This is a genomic window from Microbacterium sp. AZCO (assembly GCF_039614715.1).
GTDB lineage: Bacteria > Actinomycetota > Actinomycetes > Actinomycetales > Microbacteriaceae > Microbacterium.
The window spans coordinates 1,095,408-1,116,664 of the sequence record NZ_CP154857.1 but is presented as its reverse complement, the minus strand read 5'-3'; the positions used below and the strand labels follow the sequence as shown (position 1 = coordinate 1,116,664).

Sequence of the window (21,257 nt, the reverse complement as noted above, 5' to 3'; positions counted from 1 at the left end):
CATGATCCGCGCCGCACTCGACGTCGTCACCAGCATCCCGAGCCCTCCCGTGAGCTCGTTCACGATCCACCTCTTCTCGTGGAACCTGACGATCCACTACTACGCGCTGTGCATCATCGCGGGCATCATCGTCGCCGTCTTCCTGACGAACCACCGCCTCACCAAACGCGGTGCGGAGCCCTGGGTCGTCATCGACATCGCGCTCATCGCGGTGCCCCTCGCGATCATCGCGGCGCGCATCTACCACGTGCTCACGCACTACAACTTCTACTTCGGCGAGGGGTCGCGGCCATGGTCGTGGCTGTACATCTGGGAGGGCGGCATCGCGATCTACGGCGCCCTCATCGGCGGTGCCATCGGCGCGTGGCTCGGCTGCCGGTGGACCGGCATCCGCTTCACCGCGTTCGCCGACGCACTGGCGCCGGGACTGCTGCTGGCGCAGGCGCTGGGCCGGTTCGGCAACTGGTTCAACCAGGAGCTCTTCGGCCTGCCCACCGATCTTCCGTGGGGCCTCCGGATCGACAGCGACAACCCCGCCTTCCCGCCCGGGCTCGAGCCGGGCACACTCTTCCACCCGACCTTCCTCTACGAGGTCATCTGGAACACGATGGGCGTCTTCGTGCTGCTGTGGGCGGGACGCGCCTTCACGCTGCAGTGGGGCCGCCTCTTCGGCCTGTACCTCGTCTGGTACAGCGCGGGCCGCATCGTGTGGGAGTCGATCCGGATCGACCCGAGCGACGTGTACCTCGGGCTCCGCACCAATGTGTGGGCCGCGATCATCGGCGTCGTGCTCGGTCTTGTCATCCTCTTCGTGCAGAAGCGCCGCCATCCGGGCCTCGAACCGTCGCCGTATGTGCCCGGTCGCGAGTGGAAGCCCAAGGGGGCTGTACAATCGGCAGAGACCGAGGACTTCGTCGATGTGAGTGAACCACCGGCGGAGCAGGTCGAATCGGGCAGCGCCACAAGCACAGTCGCCTCGAAGTAACCCGCACTTCCACCAGTGCTCTTCAGCTAGTTTCCGGGCCGACGTCGTCCCATTGTCAGCATCAACGTGAGGACGGTTGGTATGGCATCGAGCCCCCGTCACAACGCCGGCCGGCCAGGCATGGGCGATTTCCCGCCGAAACAGGGCATGTACAACCCTGCCTTCGAGAAGGACGCCTGTGGTCTCGCCATGGTCGCGACCCTGCGCGGCGAGCCCGGGCATGACATCATCGCGCTCGCCCTGACGGCCCTGCGCAACCTCGAGCATCGAGGCGCCATCGGATCGGACGCCGGCACCGGCGACGGTGCGGGCATCCTCACCCAGATGCCCGACGCCTTCCTGCGCGCCGTGGTGGGCTTCGACCTGCCCCCGGTCGGGGAGTACGCCGCGGGCATGGTCTTCCTGCCGGTCGACGCCGAGGCGCGCGACGAGCAGAAGACCGGCATCGAGCGCATCGCCGCCAGCGAGAACCTCGTCGTGCTCGGCTGGCGCGAGGTGCCGACCGACGACTCCCACCTCGGCAAGCTCGCCCACGCGGCCCAGCCCTCGTTCGAGCAGCTCTTCGTCTCGCGCCCCGCGACGGGCTCCGAGCCGGCACTCTCCGGCATCGCGCTCGACCGTCGCGTCTACCGTCTGCGCAAGCGCGCCCGCCGCGAGCTGGACGCCTACTTCGTGTCGCTGTCGAGCCGCACCCTCGGCTACAAGGGCATGGTCACGACCCTCCAGCTCGAGCCGTTCTACCCCGACCTGTCGGACGAGCGCTTCATGTCGGAGCTCGCCGTCGTGCACTCGCGCTACTCGACGAACACCTTCCCGTCGTGGCCGCTCGCGCAGCCCCTGCGCATGCTCGCGCACAACGGCGAGATCAACACCGTCAACGGCAACCGCAACTGGATGCGGGCGCGCCAGTCGCAGCTCGAGTCCGAGCTGCTCGGCGACATCACGCCGCTCCTGCCGATCTGCACGGAGGGCGCGAGTGACTCGGCGTCGTTCGACGAGGTCCTCGAGCTCCTGACGCTCACGGGCCGGAGCCTCCCGCACGCCATCATGATGATGGTCCCCGAGGCGTACGAGAAGCAGCTCGGCATCGACCCGAAGCTGCGCGCGTTCTACGACTACCACGCCATGCAGATGGAGCCGTGGGACGGCCCCGCCGCGCTCATCTTCACCGACGGCACGCTCGTCGGCGCGACGCTCGACCGCAACGGCCTGCGCCCCGGGCGCTGGACCGAGACGACCGACGGCCTCATCGTCATCGGCAGCGAGACGGGCGTGCTCGACTTCGAGCCCGAGCGCATCAAGCGTCGCGGACGCCTGCGCCCCGGCCGCATGTTCCTGGTCGACACGGCTCAGCGCCGCGTGATCGAGGACGACGAGATCAAGACGCAGCTCGCCGAGATGGAGCCGTGGCAGGAGTGGCTCGACGCGGGCCGCGTGCGTCTCTCCGAGCTGCCGGAGCGCGAGCACATCGTGCACCCGATCGCGTCGATCACGCGCCGGCAGCGCACGTTCGGCTATACCGAGGAGGAGGTGCGCATCCTTCTCACGCCCATGGGCCAGACGGGCGCCGAGCCCCTCGGCGCGATGGGCAGCGACACCCCCGTCGCCGTGCTCAGCGACCGCCCGCGCCTGCTGTTCGACTACTTCACGCAGCAGTTCGCGCAGGTGACGAACCCGCCGCTCGACTCCATCCGCGAAGAGGTCGTCACCTCGCTCGCGCTGGGCCTCGGTCCCGAGCGCAACCTGCTCACGTCGGGCCCCGACCACACGCGCACCGTCACGCTGGACTTCCCGGTCATCGACAACGACGAACTGGCGAAGATCCAGCACATCGACACGGCGCTGCCGGGTCGCACCTCGGTGACGATCCGCGGTCTCTACCGCGTCGAGGCCGGCCACAAGGGCATGCAGAAGCGCCTCGCGCAGATGTGCGACGAGGTCGACCAGGCGATCGAGGACGGCGCGGAGTTCATCGTCCTGAGCGACCGCGACTCCAACAAGGACCTCGCGCCCATCCCGTCGCTGCTCATGCTCGCGGCCGTCCACCACCACCTCATCCGCAAGCAGACGCGCATGAAGTGCGGTCTCGTGGTCGAGGCAGGCGACGTCCGCGAAGTGCATCACGTCGCGACGCTCATCGGGTACGGCGCATCCGCCGTCAACCCGTATCTCGCGATGGAGACCGTCGAGTACCTCGTGCGCGCCGGCTTCATCACCGGAATCTCGCCCGAGAAGGCCGTCAAGAACCTGATCTACGCGCTCGGCAAGGGCGTGCTCAAGATCATGTCCAAAATGGGCATCTCGACCGTCTCGTCCTATGCGGGCGCGCAGGTGTTCGAGGCCGTCGGCCTCTCCGACGACTTCATCGCCAAGTACTTCACGGGCACCGAGTCGAAGCTCGGGGGAGTGGGCCTCGACGTGATCGCGGCCGAGAACGCCGCGCGGCACGCGTACGCGTACCCGGAGGATGCCGCGGTCCGCGCGCACGAGCGCCTGTGGACCGGCGGCGAGTACCAGTGGCGCCGCGACGGATCGCCGCACCTCTTCAACCCCGAGACGGTGTTCCGCCTGCAGCACTCGACGCGCACGCGCCGATACGACATCTTCCGCGAGTACACGAAGCTCGTCGACGACCAGGCGGCCGAGCTGAAGACGCTCCGCGGCCTGTTCAAGCTGCGCACGGGCCGGCGCACCCCCGTGCCGATCGACGAGGTCGAACCCGTCTCGTCGATCGTCAAGCGGTTCTCCACCGGCGCGATGAGCTACGGCTCGATCTCGCGCGAGGCGCACGAGACGCTCGCGATCGCGATGAACCGCATCGGCGGCAAGTCCAACACGGGCGAGGGCGGAGAGGACGTCGACCGTCTCCTCGACCCCGAGCGCCGCAGCTCGATCAAGCAGGTCGCGTCGGGTCGCTTCGGCGTCACGAGCCTCTACCTGACGGAGTCCGACGACATCCAGATCAAGCTCGCCCAGGGCGCCAAGCCCGGCGAGGGCGGTCAGCTGCCCCCGACCAAGGTGTACCCGTGGGTCGCGCGCACGCGGCATGCGACGGCGGGCGTCGGACTCATCTCCCCGCCCCCGCACCACGACATCTACTCGATCGAAGACCTCAAGCAGCTCATCTTCGACCTGAAGCGCGCCAACCCCGGCGCCCGGGTGCACGTCAAGCTCGTGAGCCAGTCCGGCATCGGCGCGGTCGCGGCGGGCACCGCCAAGGCCCTCGCCGACGTCATCCTGGTCTCCGGCCACGACGGCGGCACGGGTGCGAGCCCGCTGAACTCGCTCAAGCACGCGGGCACGCCGTGGGAGCTCGGCCTTGCCGAGACGCAGCAGACGCTCATGCTCAACGGCATGCGCGACCGCGTCGTGGTCCAGGTCGACGGGCAGCTCAAGACCGGACGCGACGTCATCATCGGCGCGCTGCTCGGCGCCGAGGAGTTCGGCTTCGCGACGGCTCCGCTCGTCGTGTCCGGCTGCATCATGATGCGCGTCTGCCACCTCGACACCTGCCCCGTGGGCGTCGCGACGCAGAACCCGGTCCTGCGGTCGCGCTTCAACGGCAAGCCGGAGTTCGTCGTGAACTTCATGGAGTTCATCGCCGAGGAGGTGCGCGAGTACCTCGCCGAACTGGGCTTCCGCTCGCTCGACGAGGCGATCGGGCACGTCGAGCTGCTCGACCTCAACGGCGCCGTGGAGCACTGGAAGGCGAACGGCCTCGACCTGTCGCCGGTGCTCGAGGGCCCCGCCTTCGCCGAGGACGAGCCCCGCCGCAACGCCCGGGCCCAGCAGCACGAGCTCGAGGACCACTTCGACGTTCCGCTCATCGAGCGCGCGCAGGACGTCATCGCGCACGGCGGCCACATCGAGATCGACCTGCCGATCCGCAACACCGAGCGCGCCGTCGGCACGATGCTGGGTCACCACGTCACCCGCGCCCACGGCCAGAACGGCCTTCCGTCGGGCTCGATCGTCGTCAACCTGACGGGCTCCGCCGGTCAGTCCTTCGGCGCCTTCATGCCTGCCGGCATCACGCTGCGGCTCGAGGGCGACTCGAACGACTACGTCGGCAAGGGTCTCTCGGGCGGGCAGATCGTCATCCGCCCGCCGCGCGGCGCGACCTTCGACGCGTCGCAGAACGTCATCGCCGGCAATGTCATCGGCTACGGCGCGACGCAGGGCACGATGTTCCTGAGCGGCGTCGTGGGCGAGCGCTTCTTCGTGCGCAACTCGGGCGCGACCGCCGTCGTCGAGGGCGTGGGCGACCACGCGCTCGAGTACATGACGGGCGGACTCGCCGTCATCCTCGGCACGACCGGCCGCAACCTCGGCGCCGGCATGTCCGGAGGCACCGCCTATGTGTACCGGCTCGACCGCGACCTCGTGAACCGCGAGGCGCTCGCGAGCGGCGAGCTCGTGCTCGGCGAGATGGGCTCGGGGGATGCCGAGATCCTCCGCGACCTGCTCGAGCAGCACGTCGCCGAGACCGGCTCGGCACTGGCCCAGTCGTTCCTCGACGACTTCGACACCGTTCTCGACGACTTCTCGCGGGTCCTTCCGCGCGACTACGCCGCAGTCCTGCAGACCCGCCAGGAGGCGGTCGCGGAGGGACTCGACCCCGACGGCGACGTCGTCTGGAACCGCATTCTGGAGGTGACGGGTGGCTGACCCGAAAGGCTTTCTGAAGGTCACCGAGCGCGAGCTTCCGCCGCGCCGACCGGTGCCTGTCCGCATCCTGGACTGGAAAGAGGTGTACGAGCCGGGCGATTCGGCCGTGCTCCGCCGCCAGGCCGGCCGCTGCATGGACTGCGGCGTGCCGTTCTGCCACAAGGGCTGCCCCCTCGGCAACCTGATCCCCGAGTGGAACGACCTCACCTGGCGCGGCGAGGGCCGCGCCGCGATCGAGCGCCTGCACGCGACGAACAACTTCCCGGAGTTCACGGGTCGCCTGTGCCCCGCGCCGTGCGAGAGCGCGTGCGTGCTCGGCATCAACCAGCCCGCCGTCACGATCAAGCAGATCGAGGTCTCGATCATCGACGAGGCCTTCGGCAACGGCTGGGTCGAGCCCGAGCCCCCGGGGCGTCTGACCGGCAAGACCGTCGCCGTCGTCGGCTCCGGCCCCGCCGGCCTCGCCGCCGCGCAGCAGCTGACGCGCGCCGGCCACACCGTCGCCGTGTTCGAGCGCGATGACCGCATCGGCGGGCTCCTCCGCTACGGCATCCCGGACTTCAAGATGGAGAAGAAGCACCTCGAGTCGCGCCTCCGTCAGATGCAGGACGAGGGCACCAAGTTCCGCGCCGGCGTCGAGATCGGCAAGGACCTCTCGTGGAGCGACCTGCGCGCGCGGTACGACGCCGTCGTGATCGCGACGGGCGCGACGCTGCCGCGCGACCTCCCCATCCCGGGACGCGACCTCGCGGGCGTGCACTTCGCGATGGAGTACCTCGTCGAGTCCAACCGGGCGACGGCGGGGGACTCGGTCCCCAACCAGATCACGGCCGAGGGGAAGCACGTCGTCGTCATCGGCGGCGGCGACACGGGCGCCGACTGCATCGGCACGGCGCACCGCCAGGGAGCCCTGAGCGTCACGAACCTCGCGATCGGCCGCCGCCCGCCGGGCGAGCGCCCCGAGCACCAGCCGTGGCCCATGACGCCGACGCTCTTCGAGGTGCAGTCCGCGCACGAAGAGGGCGGCGAGCGGTCCTACCTCGCGTCGACCGTCGAGTTCGTGAGCAACGACGCCGGCGAGGTGCGCGCGATCCGCGTGGCGGAGACGGAGTACGCCGCCGACGGCCGCCGCGTGCCCAAGAGCGGCACCGAGCGCGACATCCCGGCCGACCTCGTGCTCATCGCCATGGGCTTCACCGGCCCCGAGCGCGCGCTCCTCGAGGAGCAGCTCGGCACGCAGTTCACGGGGCGCGGCAACGTCGAGCGCGAAGACGACTTCGTCACGACGGTGCCCGGAGTCTTCGTCGCCGGCGACGCCGGCCGCGGCCAGTCCCTCATCGTCTGGGCGATCGCCGAAGGCCGCGCCGCGGCCGCGCAGGTCGACGCCTACCTGATGGGCACCACCTCGCTGCCCTCGCCCGTCCGGGCGTCCGATGTCGCGATCGGCCTCCAGCCCGCGTAGGCTGACGGAGGTCGATTCCGACCCTTTCCCGACAAATCCCTCCCACGGAGCTAATACACGGATGAGACGCGCCAAGATCGTCGCAACCCTCGGCCCCGCAACTTCGACGTACGAGATGGTCCGCGCGATCATCGAGGCCGGCGTCGACGTCGCGCGGTTCAACCTGAGTCACGGCGATTACTCCGTGCACGAGAACAACTTCGCCAACGTCCGCAAGGCGGCTGAGGACGCCGGACGCCCCGTCGCGATCCTCGTCGACCTGCAGGGCCCCAAGATCCGCCTCGGCAAGTTCGAGAACGGTCCGCACGAGCTCGCCGTCGGCGACATCTTCAAGATCACGACGGAAGACATCCTCGGCACCAAGGAGATCGTCTCGACGACCTTCAAGGGCCTGCCGAACGACGTCAAGCCCGGCGACTTCCTGCTGATCGACGACGGCAAGGTGCGCGTCCAGGTCGTCGAGACCGACGGCACCGTCGTCACCACCAAGGTGATCGTCGCGGGCCCCGTCTCCAACAACAAGGGCATCAACCTGCCGGGCGTCGCGGTCAACGTGCCCGCGCTGTCGGAGAAGGACGAGGCCGACCTCCGCTGGGGTCTGCAGATCGGCGCCGACCTGATCGCGCTCTCCTTCGTGCGCGACGCGAAGGACGTGCAGCGCGTCCACGTGATCATGGCCGAGGAGGGACGCCACGTCCCCGTCATCGCCAAGATCGAGAAGCCGCAGGCCGTCGACAACCTCGAGGAGATCATCGACGCCTTCGACGGAATCATGGTCGCCCGCGGCGACCTGGGCGTCGAGCTGCCGCTCGAGGCGGTGCCGATCGTCCAGAAGCGGGCCGTCGAGCTGTGCCGCCGCATGGCGAAGCCCGTCATCGTCGCGACGCAGATGCTCGAGTCGATGATCGAGAACCCCGTGCCCACCCGCGCCGAGACCTCCGACGTCGCCAACGCCGTCCTCGACGGCGCCGACGGTGTCATGCTCTCGGGCGAGACGAGCGTCGGAAAGTACCCGGTCGTCGTCGTCGAGACGATGGCCCGCATTGTCGAGTCGACCGAGGAGCACGGCCTCGAGCGCATCCTGCCGCTCACGGCCAAGCCCCGCACGCAGGGCGGCGCCATCACGCTCGCCGCCGTCGAGGTCGCCGACTTCGTCGAGGCGAAGTACCTCTGCCTGTTCACCGAGTCGGGTGACACCGCACGCCGCATGTCGCGCATCCGCTCGAAGATACCCATGATCGCCTTCACGCCCGAGCCGGCGATCCGTCGTCGCATGGCGCTCACGTGGGGCGTGCAGTCGACGCTCGTCGAGCACGTGCCCCACACCGACCGCATGTTCATCCAGGTCGACGACTACCTCCTCTCCAACGACCTCGCGAAGGTCGGAGACAAGGTCGTCGTCATCTCCGGATCGCCTCCCGGAATCATCGGGTCGACCAACGACATCCGCGTCCACAAGGTGGGAGACGCCGTCCACGGGGCGGCCCCGATCTACCGCCAGTAGAGCCGTCACCCGGCTCAGGTGAGGCCCGTGTCCCCCGTGGGGACACGGGCCTCTATGCTGGGGTCACTCTTCTGAAAGGACGGTACGGCGCGTGATCTTCTGGTGGTTCCTCTGGATCTTCTACTTCATCGCGTACTTCTACGTGATCTTCTTCGTCATCCGCGACGTCTTCCGCGACGACAAGGCGAACGGGTGGATCAAGGCGCTCTGGATCATCCTCCTCGTCTTCGTGCCGTTCCTCACGGGCCTCATCTACGTCATCGTCAACGGCAAGGGCATCGCCGAGCGCGAGTACCAGTCCCGGTCGCGCACCGTGGCCGAGTACGACGACTACCGACCGGCGGCCTCCGCCAGTCCTGCAGAGGACATCGCGCGCGCCAAGGCGCTGCTCGACGCGGGCACGATCTCGCAGGGCGAGTACGAGGCGCTCAAGAGCAAGGCGCTCGGCAACCAGTACTACGGCGCATAAGGCACAGCCCTTTCGCCGGGAAGAGCGGCGCGGAGCAGATTGCTCCGCGCCGCTCTCGCGTTCCGGACAGATCGTCCTGCCCTTGTGGAGAGTCTTCGGACTGAAACACAGGAGGTGTATCGTCCCCTCCGGTCGCCACGGTGGCGACGATCGTCGTCTGTGGAGGCGACAGTGAGGGAGACCCCATGACCCAGAACAGCTCTCAGGTCGCACCCGACGACCAGAGGGAGGCCAGCGGGCACGGTCTGCAGTCGGGCGGCGTCAGCGCCGCCGGCTCGATCGTGATGGCCGTGGCGGGCAGCGCGCCCGCCTATTCGATCGCGGCGACGACCGCGACACTCGTCGGCGTGGCCGGTCTCGGCGCGCCCGCCGCACTCCTGTGGTGCGGCATCCCGATGCTCGGCATCGCCTGGGCGTTCCTGTACCTCGGTCGCGCCGATGTCAACGCCGGCGCCGCGTACTCGTGGGTCGCCCGGGCGCTCCATCCCGCGCTCGGCTTCCTGTCGGGGTGGGCGCTCGTCATCTCCGCGACGATCTTCATGGTCGCGGGCGCCCTGCCTGCGGGCGCGATGACGGTGTCGCTGTTCGACCCGTCGCAGGCCGACAACGTGCCGCTCATCACGACGATCGGCGCGGTCTGGTTCGTCATCATGGCCGCGTGCGTCTACTTCGGCGTGAGCATCACCGCTCGCGCGCAGTGGATCATGTCGTGCATCGAGGTCGGCATCCTCATCGTCTTCGCCGCGCTCGCGCTCTTCCGCGCGGGCACCACCTCCCACGACGGCCCGGACTTCTCGTGGGACTGGCTGGGCTTCCAGCACCTCACCGGCCCCGGCGTCTTCGTCGGCGCAGCCCTCATCGCGGCCTTCTACTACTGGGGCTGGGATGTCTCGTCCAACCTCAACGAGGAGACCAAGGACGGTCACAAGTCGGCTGGCGCCGCGGGCCTCATCGGCGTCGGCATCGTGTTCGTGCTCTTCGAGATCTTCACGATCGCGACGCTCATCATGCTCTCCCAGGAGCAGATCGAGTCGAACAGCGCCAACATCCTGTCGGTGCTCGGCGACGTCATCTGGCCAGGTCTGGGCGGCAAGATCCTCATCATCGCGGTCGCGCTCTCGACGATCGCGACGCTCGAGACGACGCTCATCCAGGTGACCCGCACGCTGTTCGCGATGGGACGCGACCACACGATCCCCTCCCGGTTCGGACGCGTCCACCCCCGGTGGAAGACCCCGACGTTCGCGACGCTCGTGATCCTCGGCGTCTCGCTCGTGCTGTTCGTCGGATCCAACTTCCTCGGCAGCGTCGGCGACATCATGGAGAACGCCATCCTCTCGATCGGCCTGCAGATCGCGTTCTACTACACCCTGGCCGGCGTCGCCGTCGTCGTCGCGTACCGCCGGGTGCTGCTCCGATCCGTCAAGAACTTCATCCTCATCGGACTGTGGCCGGCGTCCGGCGCCGTCTTCATGGGATGGGCGTTCTTCGCATCGATCCCGCAGAACGACCCGATCGTGAACTGGCTCGGCATCGGCCTCATCGTGCTCGGCGTCATCCCGCTCGCGCTCTTCTTCCGCAAGGCGAAGGTGTACTACTCGCGGCGGCCGCTCGAGCTCCCGGCCGAGCTCGACCGCAAGGCACCGGTCGACGTCGACCTGCGTTCGCCCGAGCAGGTCGCGACGCTGCCGGACCCGAACACGACGACGGTCAAGACGATCGACGAGTGAACGAGGGGGCGGGATGCCTCGCGCGAGGCATCCCGCCCCTTGCAGTTCTCGTGCCGGTGGTGGGAGTCGAACCCACACGCCCTTGCGGGCAACCGAGTTTGAGTCGGGCGCGTCTGCCATTCCGCCACACCGGCGAGTCCGCGATTGACCATACCGTAGGATTCAAGGGTGACAGAGCAAGAGCAGACCGCTTCGGCATCCGCCCCCCGTCGCGTCGTCGTGGCCGAAGATGAGTCGCTCATCCGGCTCGACATCGTCGAGATCCTCCGCGACAACGGGTTCGACGTCGTCGGCGAGGCGGGTGACGGTGAGACGGCGGTGGCACTCGCGACCGAGCTTCGCCCCGACCTCGTCATCATGGACGTCAAGATGCCGCAGCTCGACGGCATCAGCGCCGCCGAGAAGCTCAGCAAGAACCACATCGCCCCCGTCGTGCTGCTGACGGCGTTCAGCCAGAAGGAGCTCGTCGAGCGGGCGAGCGAGGCCGGTGCGCTCGCGTATGTCGTGAAGCCCTTCACGCCGAACGACCTGCTGCCGGCGATCGAAATCGCGCTGGCCCGCTACGACCAGATCATCACGCTCGAGGCCGAGGTCGCCGACATGGTCGAGCGCTTCGAGACCCGCAAGCTCGTCGACCGCGCGAAGGGCCTCCTCAACGAGAAGATGGGCCTGAGCGAGCCCGAGGCGTTCCGCTGGATCCAGAAGGCGTCGATGGACCGCCGCCTCACGATGCAGGACGTCGCCAAGGCCATCATCGAGCAGCTCGCGCCCAAGAAGGGCTGAGCCCCGAAGACTTCGACGGATGCCGCGGCCGCAGGTCGCGGCATCCGTCTCTCATTTCCCGGCCTACAGGTCGCGGATCATGTTCGTGATGCGGATCGTCGAGCAGCGCCGACCCTGATCGTCGGTCACCGCGATCTCGTGCACGGTGAGGCTGCGGCCGAGGTGGATCGGGGTGCAGACCCCGGTCACGAACCCCGAGGTCGCGGAGCGCGTGTGCGTCGCATTGATGTCGATGCCGACGGCGAGACGGCCGGGCCCGGCGTGGAGGTTCGCGTGCATCGAGCCGAGCGACTCGCCGAGCACGACGTACGCCCCGCCGTGGAAGAGCCCGACCGGCTGGGTGTTTCCCTCGACGGGCATCCGAGCGACGGCACGCTCGAGGGTGAACTCGATCCACTCGAAGCCCATCTTCTCGGCGAGCGCGCCGATCCCGCGGGAGCGGGCCCACTCGAGCCGATCGTCGGTCACGGAGGCGGCGTCGGACATGGTGCTCCTCGGGGTCGCGAGCGGGCGCGGGCGCCGGCGCGGAGGGCGGCGCAGTGGGTCGGATGCCTGTCGGAGGCCCTGACTAGGCTTGCAGGGTGACGGACTCCGCAAAGCCTACCCTCCTCGTCGTAGACGGCCATTCGCTCGCATATCGGGCCTTCTACGCGCTCCCCGTCGAGAACTTCTCGACGAAGGACGGGCAGCACACGAACGGCATCTACGGGTTCCTCTCGATGCTCATCAACCTCATCAAGGCCGAGAAGCCGACGCATCTGGCGGTGGCGTTCGACACGTCGCGACAGTCGTTCCGCACGCGCGAGTACGCCGAGTACAAGGCGAATCGCTCCGAGACGCCGTCCGAGTTCAAGGGCCAGATCCCGCTCCTGCAGGACTGCCTGGCGGCGATGAGCATCCAGGTGCTCCAGCAGGAGGACATCGAGGCCGACGACATCCTGGCGACCCTCGCGACGCAGGGCGCGGAGGCGGGCTTCCAGGTGCTGGTCTGCTCGGGCGATCGCGACACGATCCAGCTCGTCAACGACGACATCACGCTGCTCTACCCCAACGTGCAGGGCGTCTCGCAGCTCAAGCGCTACGACCGCCAGGCGGTCATCGACCGCTACGGCGTGCCGCCCGAGCAGTACCCCGACATCGCGGCGCTCGTCGGCGAGACGAGCGACAACCTGCCCGGCGTGCCGAAGGTGGGGGAGAAGACCGCCGTCAAGTGGCTGACGCAGTTCGGCTCGCTCGACAGTCTGCTCGAGAACGCCGATAAGGTTACCGGTGTCGTCGGGGGCAACCTGCGCGAGCACCTCGACTCGGTCCGGCGCAATCGCACGCTCAACCGCCTGCTGCGCGACGTCGAACTGCCGCTCGGCCCCGCCGACCTCGAGGTGCAGCCCATGGACGCGCAGGCCGTCCGCGACATCTTCGCTCGCCTCGAGTTCAAGACGCTCATCCCGCGGGTCGCAGAGCTCGCGGGCATCGAACAGCAGATGGCCGCCGTCGCGTCGGCCGCCGCCGTGCCGATGCCCGTCCCCGTCGAGCCCGCGCCCGACGCGCTGCCCGCCTGGCTCGCGGCGGCGAAGGGCGAGGTCGGGGTCACGATCCTGATCGAGGCGGGCCTGCCGCAGAGGGTGGGATTCGCGACACGGGATGCCGCGGCCGAGGCCGCCTGGACGCCCGAGGTCGCCGCGGCGCTCACCGACTGGCTCGCCTCGGATGCGCCGAAGATCGTCAACGACGCCAAGCCGCAGGTGAAGGCGCTCACCCGCGCGGGGCTGCGGCTCGGTGGGCTCGCGTTCGACACGCTGCTCGCCGGCTGGCTGCTGCGCCCCAGCTTCCCCGACAAGTCGCTCGCCGATCTCGTCGACCGCTACCTCGACGAGAAGCTGCCCGAGTCCGACCCCGCGCAGCTCGTCCCCGAGACCGAGGGGGCGACGCCGGGCCAGCTGTCCTGGTACACCCTGCGCGTGGCCGAGGCGCTGCGCGCAGAGATGGCCGAGTCGGTCTCGGCGGTGCTGACCGACATCGAGCTGCCGACGTTGCAGACGCTCGCCGACATGGAGCTCGCGGGCGTCGCCGTGTCGCACGCGAAGCTGTCGCAGTTCTCCGGCGAGCTGGGCGAGCGCGCCGACGCGATCGCGCAGGAGGCGTACGCCGCCATCGGGCGCGAGGTCAACCTCGGCTCTCCGAAGCAGCTGCAGGAGGTGCTGTTCGACGAGCTGCAGCTCCCGAAGACCCGCAAGACGAAGACGGGCTACTCGACGGATGCCGCGGTGCTCGCCGACCTGCAGGAGACCAACCCGCACCCCTTCCTCGACCTGCTGCTGCAGCACCGCGAGGCGACGAAGCTCCGTCAGATCATCGAGTCCCTCGACGTCGCGATCGCCGAGGACGGCCGCGTGCGCACGACCTATCTGCAGACCGGCAGTCAGACGGGCCGCCTCTCGAGCACCGACCCCAACCTGCAGAACATCCCGGTGCGCACGGAGGAGAGCCGCCGCATCCGCTCGGCCTTCGAGGTCGGCGCGGGTCACGAGACGCTGCTCACGGCCGACTACTCGCAGATCGAAATGCGCATCATGGCGCACCTGTCCGAAGACCCGGGGCTCATCGAGGCGTTCAACTCGGGCGAGGACCTCCATCGCTTCGTCGGCGCGCGCGTCTTCGGCGTCGCCCCGGAAGAGGTCACGGCGCAGATGCGCACCAAGGTCAAGGCGATGTCGTACGGCCTCGTCTACGGCCTCTCCGCCTTCGGTCTCTCGAAGCAGCTGCGCATCGAGCAGTCCGAGGCGAAGCAGCTCATGATGGAGTACTTCGCGCGCTTCGGCGCGGTGCGCGACTACCTGCGCTCGTCCGTCGAGCAGGCCCGCATCGATGGCTACACCGAGACGATCTTCGGGCGCCGCCGGCCCTTCCCCGACCTCGCGAGCCCCAACCGCGTGCTGCGCGAGAACGCCGAGCGTGCTGCCCTCAACGCGCCGATCCAGGGCAGTGCGGCCGACATCATGAAGATCGCCCTCTTCCACATCCACGACGACTTCCGTGCCGAGGGGCTGCAGTCGCGCGTCCTGATGCAGATCCACGACGAGCTCGTGGTCGAGGTGGCCGAGGGGGAGTGGGATGCCGCGGAGCGCGTCGTGCGAGAGCGCATGGGCGACGCCGCCCGCCTGTCGGTCCCTCTCGACGTGCAGATCGGGCGCGGCGGCGATTGGAACGAAGCGGCGCACTGACCGGGCGGTGCTCCTGGTGAGCGGGTGGAACGGCGTCCCGGATTGGAAGCGACGGCGTACCATGCCTAGGCTCGAATCATGAGTGATTCTCCGCGCGCCTCCACGCCGATCGACGGGATCGCCGACCGCTGGGTCGACACCGTCGCCGAACTCGACCCCTCGCTGGCCACCTACATCGGGCGCAACGAGCACAACGGGCGGTACGCGGACTTCTCGCCCGAGGGGCAGGAGCGGCTCATCGAGGCGACCCGCGCGAGCCTTCGCGAGCTGCAGGCCGCGACGCCGGCAGACGCGGTCGACGTCGTCACCAAGGAGGACCTCTCGCGAGAGCTGCAGCTCGCCCTCGACCTCCACGAGGCGCAGTGGCACCTCCGCGACCTCAACGTCATCGCCTCGCCGGCGCAGGACATCCGTTCGGTCTTCGACCTCATGCCGACCGACACTGTCGACGACTGGGCCGTCGTCGCGACGCGGCTCAAGGCACTTCCCGCAGCCGTCGACGGATACATCGCGACCCTGCGCGAGGGCATCGCGCAGGGTGTCGTCCCCGCCCGACGCCAGGTGGCCGAGGTCGTGACCCAGATCGCGCGCTACACGAACGACACGGGCTTCTTCGCCGACTTCGCGGGCGAGGCGGCTCCCGCCGAGGGCCAGCTGCCGGCATCCCTCGCCCGCGATCTCTCCGACAACGCCAACGCGGCCCGGGTCGCCTACGACCGCCTCTCGTCGTTCCTGTCGGGCGAGCTCGCGCCCGCCGCCGGCGAGGCCGATGCGGTGGGCCGCGAGCTCTACGCCCTGCAGTCGCGCAACTTCCTCGGCGCGACGATCGATCTCGACGAGACCTACGAGTGGGGCGTCGAGGAGCTCGCCCGCATGGTGGCCGAGCAGGAGGAGATCGCGCACGAGATCAAGGCGGGCGCGAGCGTCGAGGAGGCCGTCGCCTTCCTCGAGCAGGATCCCGCCCGCAAGCTGCAGGGCACCGAGGCGCTGCAGCGCTGGATGCAGGAGACGAGCGATCGGGCGATCGCCGAGCTCGGCACGACCCACTTCGACATCCCCGAGCCGATCCGCAGGCTCGAGTGCATGATCGCGCCGACGAAGGAAGGCGGAATCTACTACACCGGCCCAACCGACGACTTCTCGCGTCCCGGTCGCATGTGGTGGTCGGTGCCGGAGGGCGTCGAGGACTTCGACACGTGGCGCGAGCTGACGACCGTCTATCACGAGGGCGTTCCGGGCCACCACCTGCAGATCGCGCAGGCCGTCTACAACCGCGCGGAGCTCAACTCGTGGCGCCGACTGCTCGCCGGCACGTCGGGTCACGCGGAGGGCTGGGCACTCTACGCCGAGCGGCTCATGCAGCAGCTCGGCTACCTCGATGACCCGGCCGACCGGCTCGGGATGCTCGACGGCCAGCGCATGCGGGCCGCTCGCGTCGTGCTGGACATCGGCGTGCACCTCTCCAAGCCCCGGCCGGATGGCGCGGGCACCTGGGACGCCGCCTACGCGCTCGAGTTCATGCGCCACAACGTGAACATGTCCGACGAGTTCATCCGCTTCGAGGTCAACCGCTACCTCGGCTGGCCCGGACAGGCCCCCTCGTACAAGGTCGGCCAGCGCATCTGGGAGCAGCTGCGCGACGAGGTCGCGGAGTCCGAGGGGGACGCGTTCTCGATCAAGGCGTTCCACAAGCGTGCACTCGAGCTGGGCGGCGTCGGGCTCGACACCTTGCGCACAGCGCTCGTGGGCTGAGCCTGTCGAAGCCTGAGCTTGTCGAAGCCTGAGCGCCTGACGACGGCTCGCTAGGGGAGGTCGTGCGCCAGCAGGCGCGCGACCTCCTCGTCGGTCGTCTGGGTGAAGTCGTCGTAGAACTGGCCGACGGCCCAGAAATCGCGTTCGCGGTGCGGGCAGACGAACTCGTCGACGACCGCCTCTTCGGGCAGCCATCGCGAGGGCGCCACGGGAACCGCCAGTACGATGCGGGCCGGGTGGCGCGCGTGCTGCGCGCGACAGGCCGCCTTCGCGGTCGCGCCGGTCGCGACGCCGTCGTCGACGATGATCACCGTGCGCCCGTCCACGGCGAGCGGCCGCTCGGCGAAGAGGCGGCTGCGGCGTGCCAGCTCGGCGCGCTCGGCCTCTTCGACCGCCGCGAGCCCTTCGGGTGTGACGCCGTGCAGACGGGTCGCCGCCGGGTCGACGACCCGCACGCCATCGGCGATCGCGCCGACGGCGAATTCCTCGTGGTCGGGCGCGCCGAGCTTGCGCACGACGGCGACGCCGAGGGGGAGCGCGAGCTCGCACGCGATCTCCGCCGCCACGACGACGCCGCCGCGCGGGATGCCGAGCACGACGGCATCCGTGCCGCGTTGCGACTCGAGCGCGGCAGCGAGCTCCCGGCCGGCCGCCACGCGATCCGCGAAGATGGCCATGTCCGCACTTTACGCCGCGACGCGCCGGCCGGTCTGGGAGCGTGGAGATCCGCGGGGAATGCTGCGAGGCAGCCCGCGGTTCCATGCATGTGAATGGAAGGATCCTCGTCATGGCCAACACCACCCCGTCGGACGTCCAGCTCGGTCTCGACACCTTCGGCGACGTCACACGCGACGAGTCCGGCGAACTGCTGAGCGGCGCCGAGACGATCCGCAACGTCGTCGAACAGGCCGTCCTCGCCGACGAGGTCGGACTGTCGTTCTTCGGCGTGGGGGAGCACCACCGCTCCGAGTTCGCGGTCTCGAGTCCCGAGATCGTGCTCGCGGCCGCCGCCGCCCGCACGCGCCGGATCCACCTCGGCACGGCGGTCACCGTACTCTCCAGCGATGACCCCGTCCGCGTTTTCGAGCGCTTCTCGACGCTGGATGCCGTCTCCCGGGGCCGCGCCGAGGTCATCCTCGGCCGCGGCTCGTTCATCGAGTCCTTCCCGCTCTTCGGCTACGACCTGCGCGACTACGAGGTGCTCTTCGACGAGAAGCTCGACCTGTTCTCGCAGCTCCTCACCGAGAAGCCGGTCACCTGGAGCGGCACGACCCGCGCGTCCCTGCAGGACGCCCACGTCTTCCCGAAGACCGAGCAGGGGCTCAAGGCCTGGGTCGGCGTTGGCGGCACACCGGAGTCCGTCGTGCGCGCGGCGCGCTACGGCTACGGCCTCATGCTCGCGATCATCGGAGGACCCGCCGGCCGGTTCCGCCCGTTCGTCGACCTGTACCACCGATCGCTCGACACGTTCGGCCGCGACCGCCTCCCGATCGGCGTCCACTCGCCGGGCCACATCGCGGACACCGATCAGCAGGCGTGGGACGAGGCGTACGCCGGGTTCGAGGCGATGAACAACACGATCGGCCGCGAGCGTGGCTGGCCGGCCTACAACCGCCTGCGCTTCCAGCACGACGTCGGTCCCGAGGGAGCGCTCTACGTGGGGTCGCCCGAGACCGTGGCCCGCAAGATCGCCGACACCGTGACGACGCTCGGCGTCGACCGGTTCGACATGAAGTTCTCGACCGGCACGCTGTCGCACGACCACATGATGCGGTCGATCGAGCTCTACGGCACGAAGGTCGCGCCGCTCGTGCGCGAGCTGCTGGCCTAGCGTCAAGACGCCCCCGACGCGTCGCGGCATCCGTACGATGACGTGCATGACGGATGCCACGACCGCGACGATCTCGGAGCGCCTCGACCGGCTGCCCTTCACACGTCCGCATCTGCGGATCGTCGCGGGTTCGGGCAGCGGCTGGGCCCTCGACGCGATGGACGTCGGGCTCATCTCGTTCGTCATCGCCGCCCTGGCCCAGCAGTGGGCGCTCGCGCCGTCGCAGACGGCCTGGATCGCATCCATCGGGTTCGTCGGGATGGCGATCGGCGCGGGTGTGGGCGGACTGCTCGCCGACCGCTTCGGCCGGAGGCAGGTCTTCGCGCTCACTCTGATCGTGTACGGCCTCGCCACGGGCGCGAGTGCGCTCGTCGGCGGTCTCGCGCTTCTGCTCGTCTTCCGGTTCTTCGTCGGGCTGGGACTGGGTGCCGAGCTTCCCGTCGCCTCGACCTATGTGAGCGAATTCGCACCCGCCCGCATCCGCGGCCGACTCGTCGTGATCCTGGAGGCGTTCTGGGCGATCGGGTGGACCGCCGCGGCGCTGATCGGATTCCTCGTGATCCCGAGCTCGGAGCAGGGATGGCGGTGGGCGTTCGCGCTCGGCGCGGTGCCGGCCGCCTATGCACTGTTCGTCCGATGGCGTCTGCCGGAGTCGGCCCGGTGGCTCGAGCGGCGCGGGCGGATCGACGAGGCCGAGCGTGTCGTCGCGGAGTTCGAAGTGGCGGCGGCTCCGGCGAGTGCGGAGGCGTCCGGCGGCGAGCGCTCCGCTCCGGCTCCTGCGCGCGGCGACGCCGCCGCGCCCGGCGACGCCGCCGCGCCGACGGCGGTCACGGGTCGCCTGGGCACGCTCTGGCACGCCGAGTTCCGCGGGAGGACAGCATCGCTCTGGGTGGTGTGGTTCTGCGTCAACTTCTCCTACTACGGAGCGTTCATCTGGATCCCGTCGCTGCTCGTCGCCCAGGGGTACGACCTGGTCCGATCGTTCGGATTCACCCTCGTCATCACGCTCGCACAGCTCCCGGGGTACATCGTGGCCGCCTGGCTCGTGGAGGTGTGGGGCCGTCGGGCGACCCTCTCGGTCTTCCTGGCGGGATCGGCCGTCTCAGCCGTGCTCTTCGGAACGGCTGCGAGCGAGCCGACGATCATCGCGACGGGCATGGCGCTGTCGTTCTTCAACCTCGGCGCGTGGGGGGCGCTCTACGCCGTCACCCCCGAGATGTACCCCACCTCGCTCCGCGCGACGGGGTCGGGCTGGGCCGCCGGCATCGGCCGGATCGCGTCAATCGTCGCGCCCCTCACCGTTCCCGTGATGCTCTCGGTGGGCGGGGCATCGGCCCTCTTCGTGCTGTTCGCGGTGTTCTTCGGGATCGCGGCGATCGCCGCGTGGGGTCTCGCGGACCGTCGAGGACGCGCCCTCGACGACCGGTGACGCGGCCTAGGCTGGTCGGATGGCATCCGTTCGATACGTCGCGATCGGCGATTCGTTCACCGAGGGAGTAGGCGACGAGCTGCCCGACGGCCGCGTGCGCGGCTGGGCCGACCTCGTCGCGGAAGGCTGGGCGGGAGCGTCGGGGGAGACGATCGAATACGCCAACCTGGCGATCCGCGGCAAGCTGGTGTGGCCCATCGTCGAGCAGCAGCTCGAGCCGGCGCTCGCCCTCGAGCCGACCCACCTGTCGTTCAACGGCGGCGGCAACGACATGCTGCGCCCGCGCACCTCCGTGTCGCACATCGTCGCCGCCTTCGAGCGGGTCATCGAGCGCTGCGACGAGGAAGGGGTGCAGCTGATCGTGCTGTCGGGTGCCAACCCGTCGGCGCAGCTGCCGCTCAGCCGCGTCATCCAGCGTCGTGGCGATGTGCTGTCCGCCGCCGTCGCGAAGCACCTGGACGAGCGGCCGGACATCGTGCGCGCGCTCAACTGGCGCGATCGCGAACTGTCCACCCCGGGCTACTGGTCGGACGACCGCCTCCACATGAACGCCCGCGGACATCACCGCGTTGCCGCACGCGTGCTCACGGCTCTCGGCTACGAGCCCCCCGCCGGATGGTGGTCGCTGCCCGCTCTTCCGGAGAGCGTCCGGCTGCGCGATGCGGCGTATTACCGTCAGCACGTCGGACCGTGGGTGCGGCGCCGAGTGACGCGCACCTCGTCGGGGGACGGCCGCGAGCCCAAGTACGGCAGCTGGACGAGGTTCGAGCCCGCCGCCGAGTGACGTCTCACGCAGGCGGACGCACCGAGTAGACGAGCTCGGCGAACTGCCCGCGCTGCCCAACGGACTCCAACCTGAATCGGTCGGAGCCGATACGGCGGGGGAGCAGGGGACGGCCGGACCCGAGCGTTGCCGGGGCGATCGAGACCCGCACCTCGTCGAGGAGCCCCTCGTCGGCGAACTGTCCGACGACGTCCCCGCCGCCGACGATCCAGATGTCCGTGCCGCCCGCCGCTGCGAGGATGTCGGGCCAGAGCTCGCGCACCGACCCAGAGTGCAGGCGCAGGGGGGCGCCGGGCAGGAGCGGAAGATCGCGCGTGGAGAGCACGAAGCTTGGCCGATCGCCGTAGAACTCGTTCCACTTCTCCGGGTGCTCGACGAGCTTCTCGTGCGCGAGCACCCACTCGTACGTCGTCGACCCCATCACGAGCACGCCGATGCCGGCGAGGAAGCCGGAGAACGCTGCGGCCGCGTCGTCGGCGCCCGGCACGGCGAAGAGCCAGTCGAGCGAGTCCTGGTCGTCGGCGAGGTAGCCGTCGAGAGTCGTGGCGGTGTTGAAGACGACGCGTGTCATGGTGCAGACGGTAGCGGCGGCATCCGACATCTTGACAGGTATTCAACCGATCGGTACTGTACCAAACA

Annotated in this window: 15 protein-coding genes and 1 tRNA gene; 12 read left to right on the top strand and 4 right to left on the bottom strand. The window is 69.4% G+C overall.

The window, feature by feature from the left end; translation table 11 throughout:
- Window position 1 precedes the first annotated feature (1 nt).
- The 6 genes from lgt to AAIB33_RS05210 all read left to right on the top strand — a co-directional run bounded on the left by lgt (window position 2) and on the right by AAIB33_RS05210 (window position 10,818).
- Window positions 2–985 (top strand): prolipoprotein diacylglyceryl transferase, encoded by a 984-nt coding sequence (gene lgt, locus AAIB33_RS05235; RefSeq protein ID WP_345802503.1) that lies wholly within the window; start codon window positions 2–4, stop codon window positions 983–985.
- Between the two features lie 81 nt (window positions 986–1,066).
- Window positions 1,067–5,653, top strand: a complete 4,587-nt coding sequence (gene gltB / locus AAIB33_RS05230; protein ID WP_345802502.1) for a glutamate synthase large subunit — start codon at window positions 1,067–1,069, stop codon at window positions 5,651–5,653.
- Window positions 5,646–7,115, top strand: coding sequence for a glutamate synthase subunit beta (locus AAIB33_RS05225; RefSeq protein WP_345802501.1), 1,470 nt, complete (start codon window positions 5,646–5,648; stop codon window positions 7,113–7,115). Before gltB ends, AAIB33_RS05225 begins: the two co-directional genes overlap by 8 nt.
- Window positions 7,116–7,176: 61 nt before the next feature.
- Window positions 7,177–8,619, top strand: coding sequence for a pyruvate kinase (pyk, locus tag AAIB33_RS05220; protein WP_345802500.1), 1,443 nt, complete (start codon window positions 7,177–7,179; stop codon window positions 8,617–8,619).
- Window positions 8,620–8,710: 91 nt separating this feature from the next.
- Window positions 8,711–9,088: an SHOCT domain-containing protein gene (locus tag AAIB33_RS05215; RefSeq protein WP_345802499.1), complete on the top strand. Its 378-nt coding sequence runs from the start codon at window positions 8,711–8,713 to the stop codon at window positions 9,086–9,088.
- A 185-nt stretch (window positions 9,089–9,273) separates the two neighbouring features.
- The gene (locus tag AAIB33_RS05210) at window positions 9,274–10,818 is read left to right on the top strand and encodes an APC family permease (protein ID WP_345802498.1); all 1,545 of its coding nucleotides are present in this window, start codon (window positions 9,274–9,276) and stop codon (window positions 10,816–10,818) included.
- A gap of 51 nt (window positions 10,819–10,869) precedes the next feature.
- Here the strand turns inward: AAIB33_RS05210 and AAIB33_RS05205 are convergent.
- A tRNA-Leu gene (locus AAIB33_RS05205) sits at window positions 10,870–10,952 on the bottom strand.
- A gap of 34 nt (window positions 10,953–10,986) precedes the next feature.
- On the opposite strand from AAIB33_RS05205, the gene AAIB33_RS05200 reads away from it, so the two are divergent.
- Complete coding sequence (locus AAIB33_RS05200) at window positions 10,987–11,601, top strand: response regulator (RefSeq protein WP_345802497.1); 615 nt, start codon at window positions 10,987–10,989, stop codon at window positions 11,599–11,601.
- A 63-nt stretch (window positions 11,602–11,664) separates the two neighbouring features.
- Here the strand turns inward: AAIB33_RS05200 and AAIB33_RS05195 are convergent, their stop codons facing one another.
- The gene (locus AAIB33_RS05195; RefSeq protein ID WP_345802496.1) at window positions 11,665–12,087 is read right to left on the bottom strand and encodes a hotdog fold thioesterase; all 423 of its coding nucleotides are present in this window, start codon (window positions 12,085–12,087) and stop codon (window positions 11,665–11,667) included.
- A gap of 95 nt (window positions 12,088–12,182) precedes the next feature.
- Between AAIB33_RS05195 and polA the strand changes: the two genes are divergently transcribed.
- Together polA and AAIB33_RS05185 are read left to right on the top strand one after the other, a co-directional pair.
- Window positions 12,183–14,822 carry a DNA polymerase I gene (polA, locus tag AAIB33_RS05190; RefSeq protein WP_345802495.1) on the top strand — a complete coding sequence of 880 codons (2,640 nt, stop codon included), beginning with the start codon at window positions 12,183–12,185 and terminating at the stop codon, window positions 14,820–14,822.
- Window positions 14,823–14,900: 78 nt separating this feature from the next.
- On the top strand, window positions 14,901–16,574 hold the full coding sequence (locus AAIB33_RS05185) for a DUF885 domain-containing protein (RefSeq protein ID WP_345802494.1): 1,674 nt from the start codon (window positions 14,901–14,903) through the stop codon (window positions 16,572–16,574).
- A gap of 50 nt (window positions 16,575–16,624) precedes the next feature.
- Here the strand turns inward: AAIB33_RS05185 and AAIB33_RS05180 are convergent, their stop codons facing one another.
- Window positions 16,625–17,251: a phosphoribosyltransferase family protein gene (locus tag AAIB33_RS05180; protein WP_345802493.1), complete on the bottom strand. Its 627-nt coding sequence runs from the start codon at window positions 17,249–17,251 to the stop codon at window positions 16,625–16,627.
- A 110-nt stretch (window positions 17,252–17,361) separates the two neighbouring features.
- Here AAIB33_RS05180 and AAIB33_RS05175 point away from each other — a divergent pair, with 110 nt between their 5' ends.
- Genes AAIB33_RS05175 through AAIB33_RS05165 form a run of 3 tightly spaced genes read left to right on the top strand, consistent with a single transcriptional unit; the run spans window position 17,362 to window position 20,618 of the window.
- Entirely contained in the window at window positions 17,362–18,405 is a 1,044-nt protein-coding gene (locus tag AAIB33_RS05175) for an LLM class flavin-dependent oxidoreductase (RefSeq protein WP_345802492.1), read from the top strand.
- Between the two features lie 46 nt (window positions 18,406–18,451).
- Window positions 18,452–19,834 carry an MFS transporter gene (locus AAIB33_RS05170; protein ID WP_345802491.1) on the top strand — a complete coding sequence of 461 codons (1,383 nt, stop codon included), beginning with the start codon at window positions 18,452–18,454 and terminating at the stop codon, window positions 19,832–19,834.
- Between the two features lie 19 nt (window positions 19,835–19,853).
- On the top strand, window positions 19,854–20,618 hold the full coding sequence (locus tag AAIB33_RS05165; RefSeq protein ID WP_345802490.1) for an SGNH/GDSL hydrolase family protein: 765 nt from the start codon (window positions 19,854–19,856) through the stop codon (window positions 20,616–20,618).
- 4 nt (window positions 20,619–20,622) lie between these two features.
- Here AAIB33_RS05165 and AAIB33_RS05160 read toward each other — a convergent pair whose 3' ends face one another.
- The gene (locus AAIB33_RS05160) at window positions 20,623–21,189 is read right to left on the bottom strand and encodes a dihydrofolate reductase family protein (RefSeq protein WP_345802489.1); all 567 of its coding nucleotides are present in this window, start codon (window positions 21,187–21,189) and stop codon (window positions 20,623–20,625) included.
- Between the last annotated feature and the right edge of the window lie 68 nt (window positions 21,190–21,257).

Excerpts from the sequence above, each read along its gene's own strand:
- AAIB33_RS05170 (WP_345802491.1), top strand. The coding sequence starts at position 18,452 with ATGACGGATGCCACGACCGCGACGATCTCGGAGCGCCTCGACCGGCTG.
- AAIB33_RS05165 (WP_345802490.1), top strand. The coding sequence starts at position 19,854 with ATGGCATCCGTTCGATACGTCGCGATCGGCGATTCGTTCACCGAGGGA.
- AAIB33_RS05195 (WP_345802496.1), bottom strand. The coding sequence starts at position 12,087 with ATGTCCGACGCCGCCTCCGTGACCGACGATCGGCTCGAGTGGGCCCGC.
- AAIB33_RS05185 (WP_345802494.1), top strand. The coding sequence starts at position 14,901 with ATGAGTGATTCTCCGCGCGCCTCCACGCCGATCGACGGGATCGCCGAC.
- AAIB33_RS05180 (WP_345802493.1), bottom strand. The coding sequence starts at position 17,251 with ATGGCCATCTTCGCGGATCGCGTGGCGGCCGGCCGGGAGCTCGCTGCC.
- pyk (WP_345802500.1), top strand. The coding sequence starts at position 7,177 with ATGAGACGCGCCAAGATCGTCGCAACCCTCGGCCCCGCAACTTCGACG.
- gltB (WP_345802502.1), top strand. The coding sequence starts at position 1,067 with ATGGCATCGAGCCCCCGTCACAACGCCGGCCGGCCAGGCATGGGCGAT.
- lgt (WP_345802503.1), top strand. The coding sequence starts at position 2 with ATGATCCGCGCCGCACTCGACGTCGTCACCAGCATCCCGAGCCCTCCC.
- AAIB33_RS05210 (WP_345802498.1), top strand. The coding sequence starts at position 9,274 with ATGACCCAGAACAGCTCTCAGGTCGCACCCGACGACCAGAGGGAGGCC.
- AAIB33_RS05160 (WP_345802489.1), bottom strand. The coding sequence starts at position 21,189 with ATGACACGCGTCGTCTTCAACACCGCCACGACTCTCGACGGCTACCTC.
- AAIB33_RS05175 (WP_345802492.1), top strand. The coding sequence starts at position 17,362 with ATGGCCAACACCACCCCGTCGGACGTCCAGCTCGGTCTCGACACCTTC.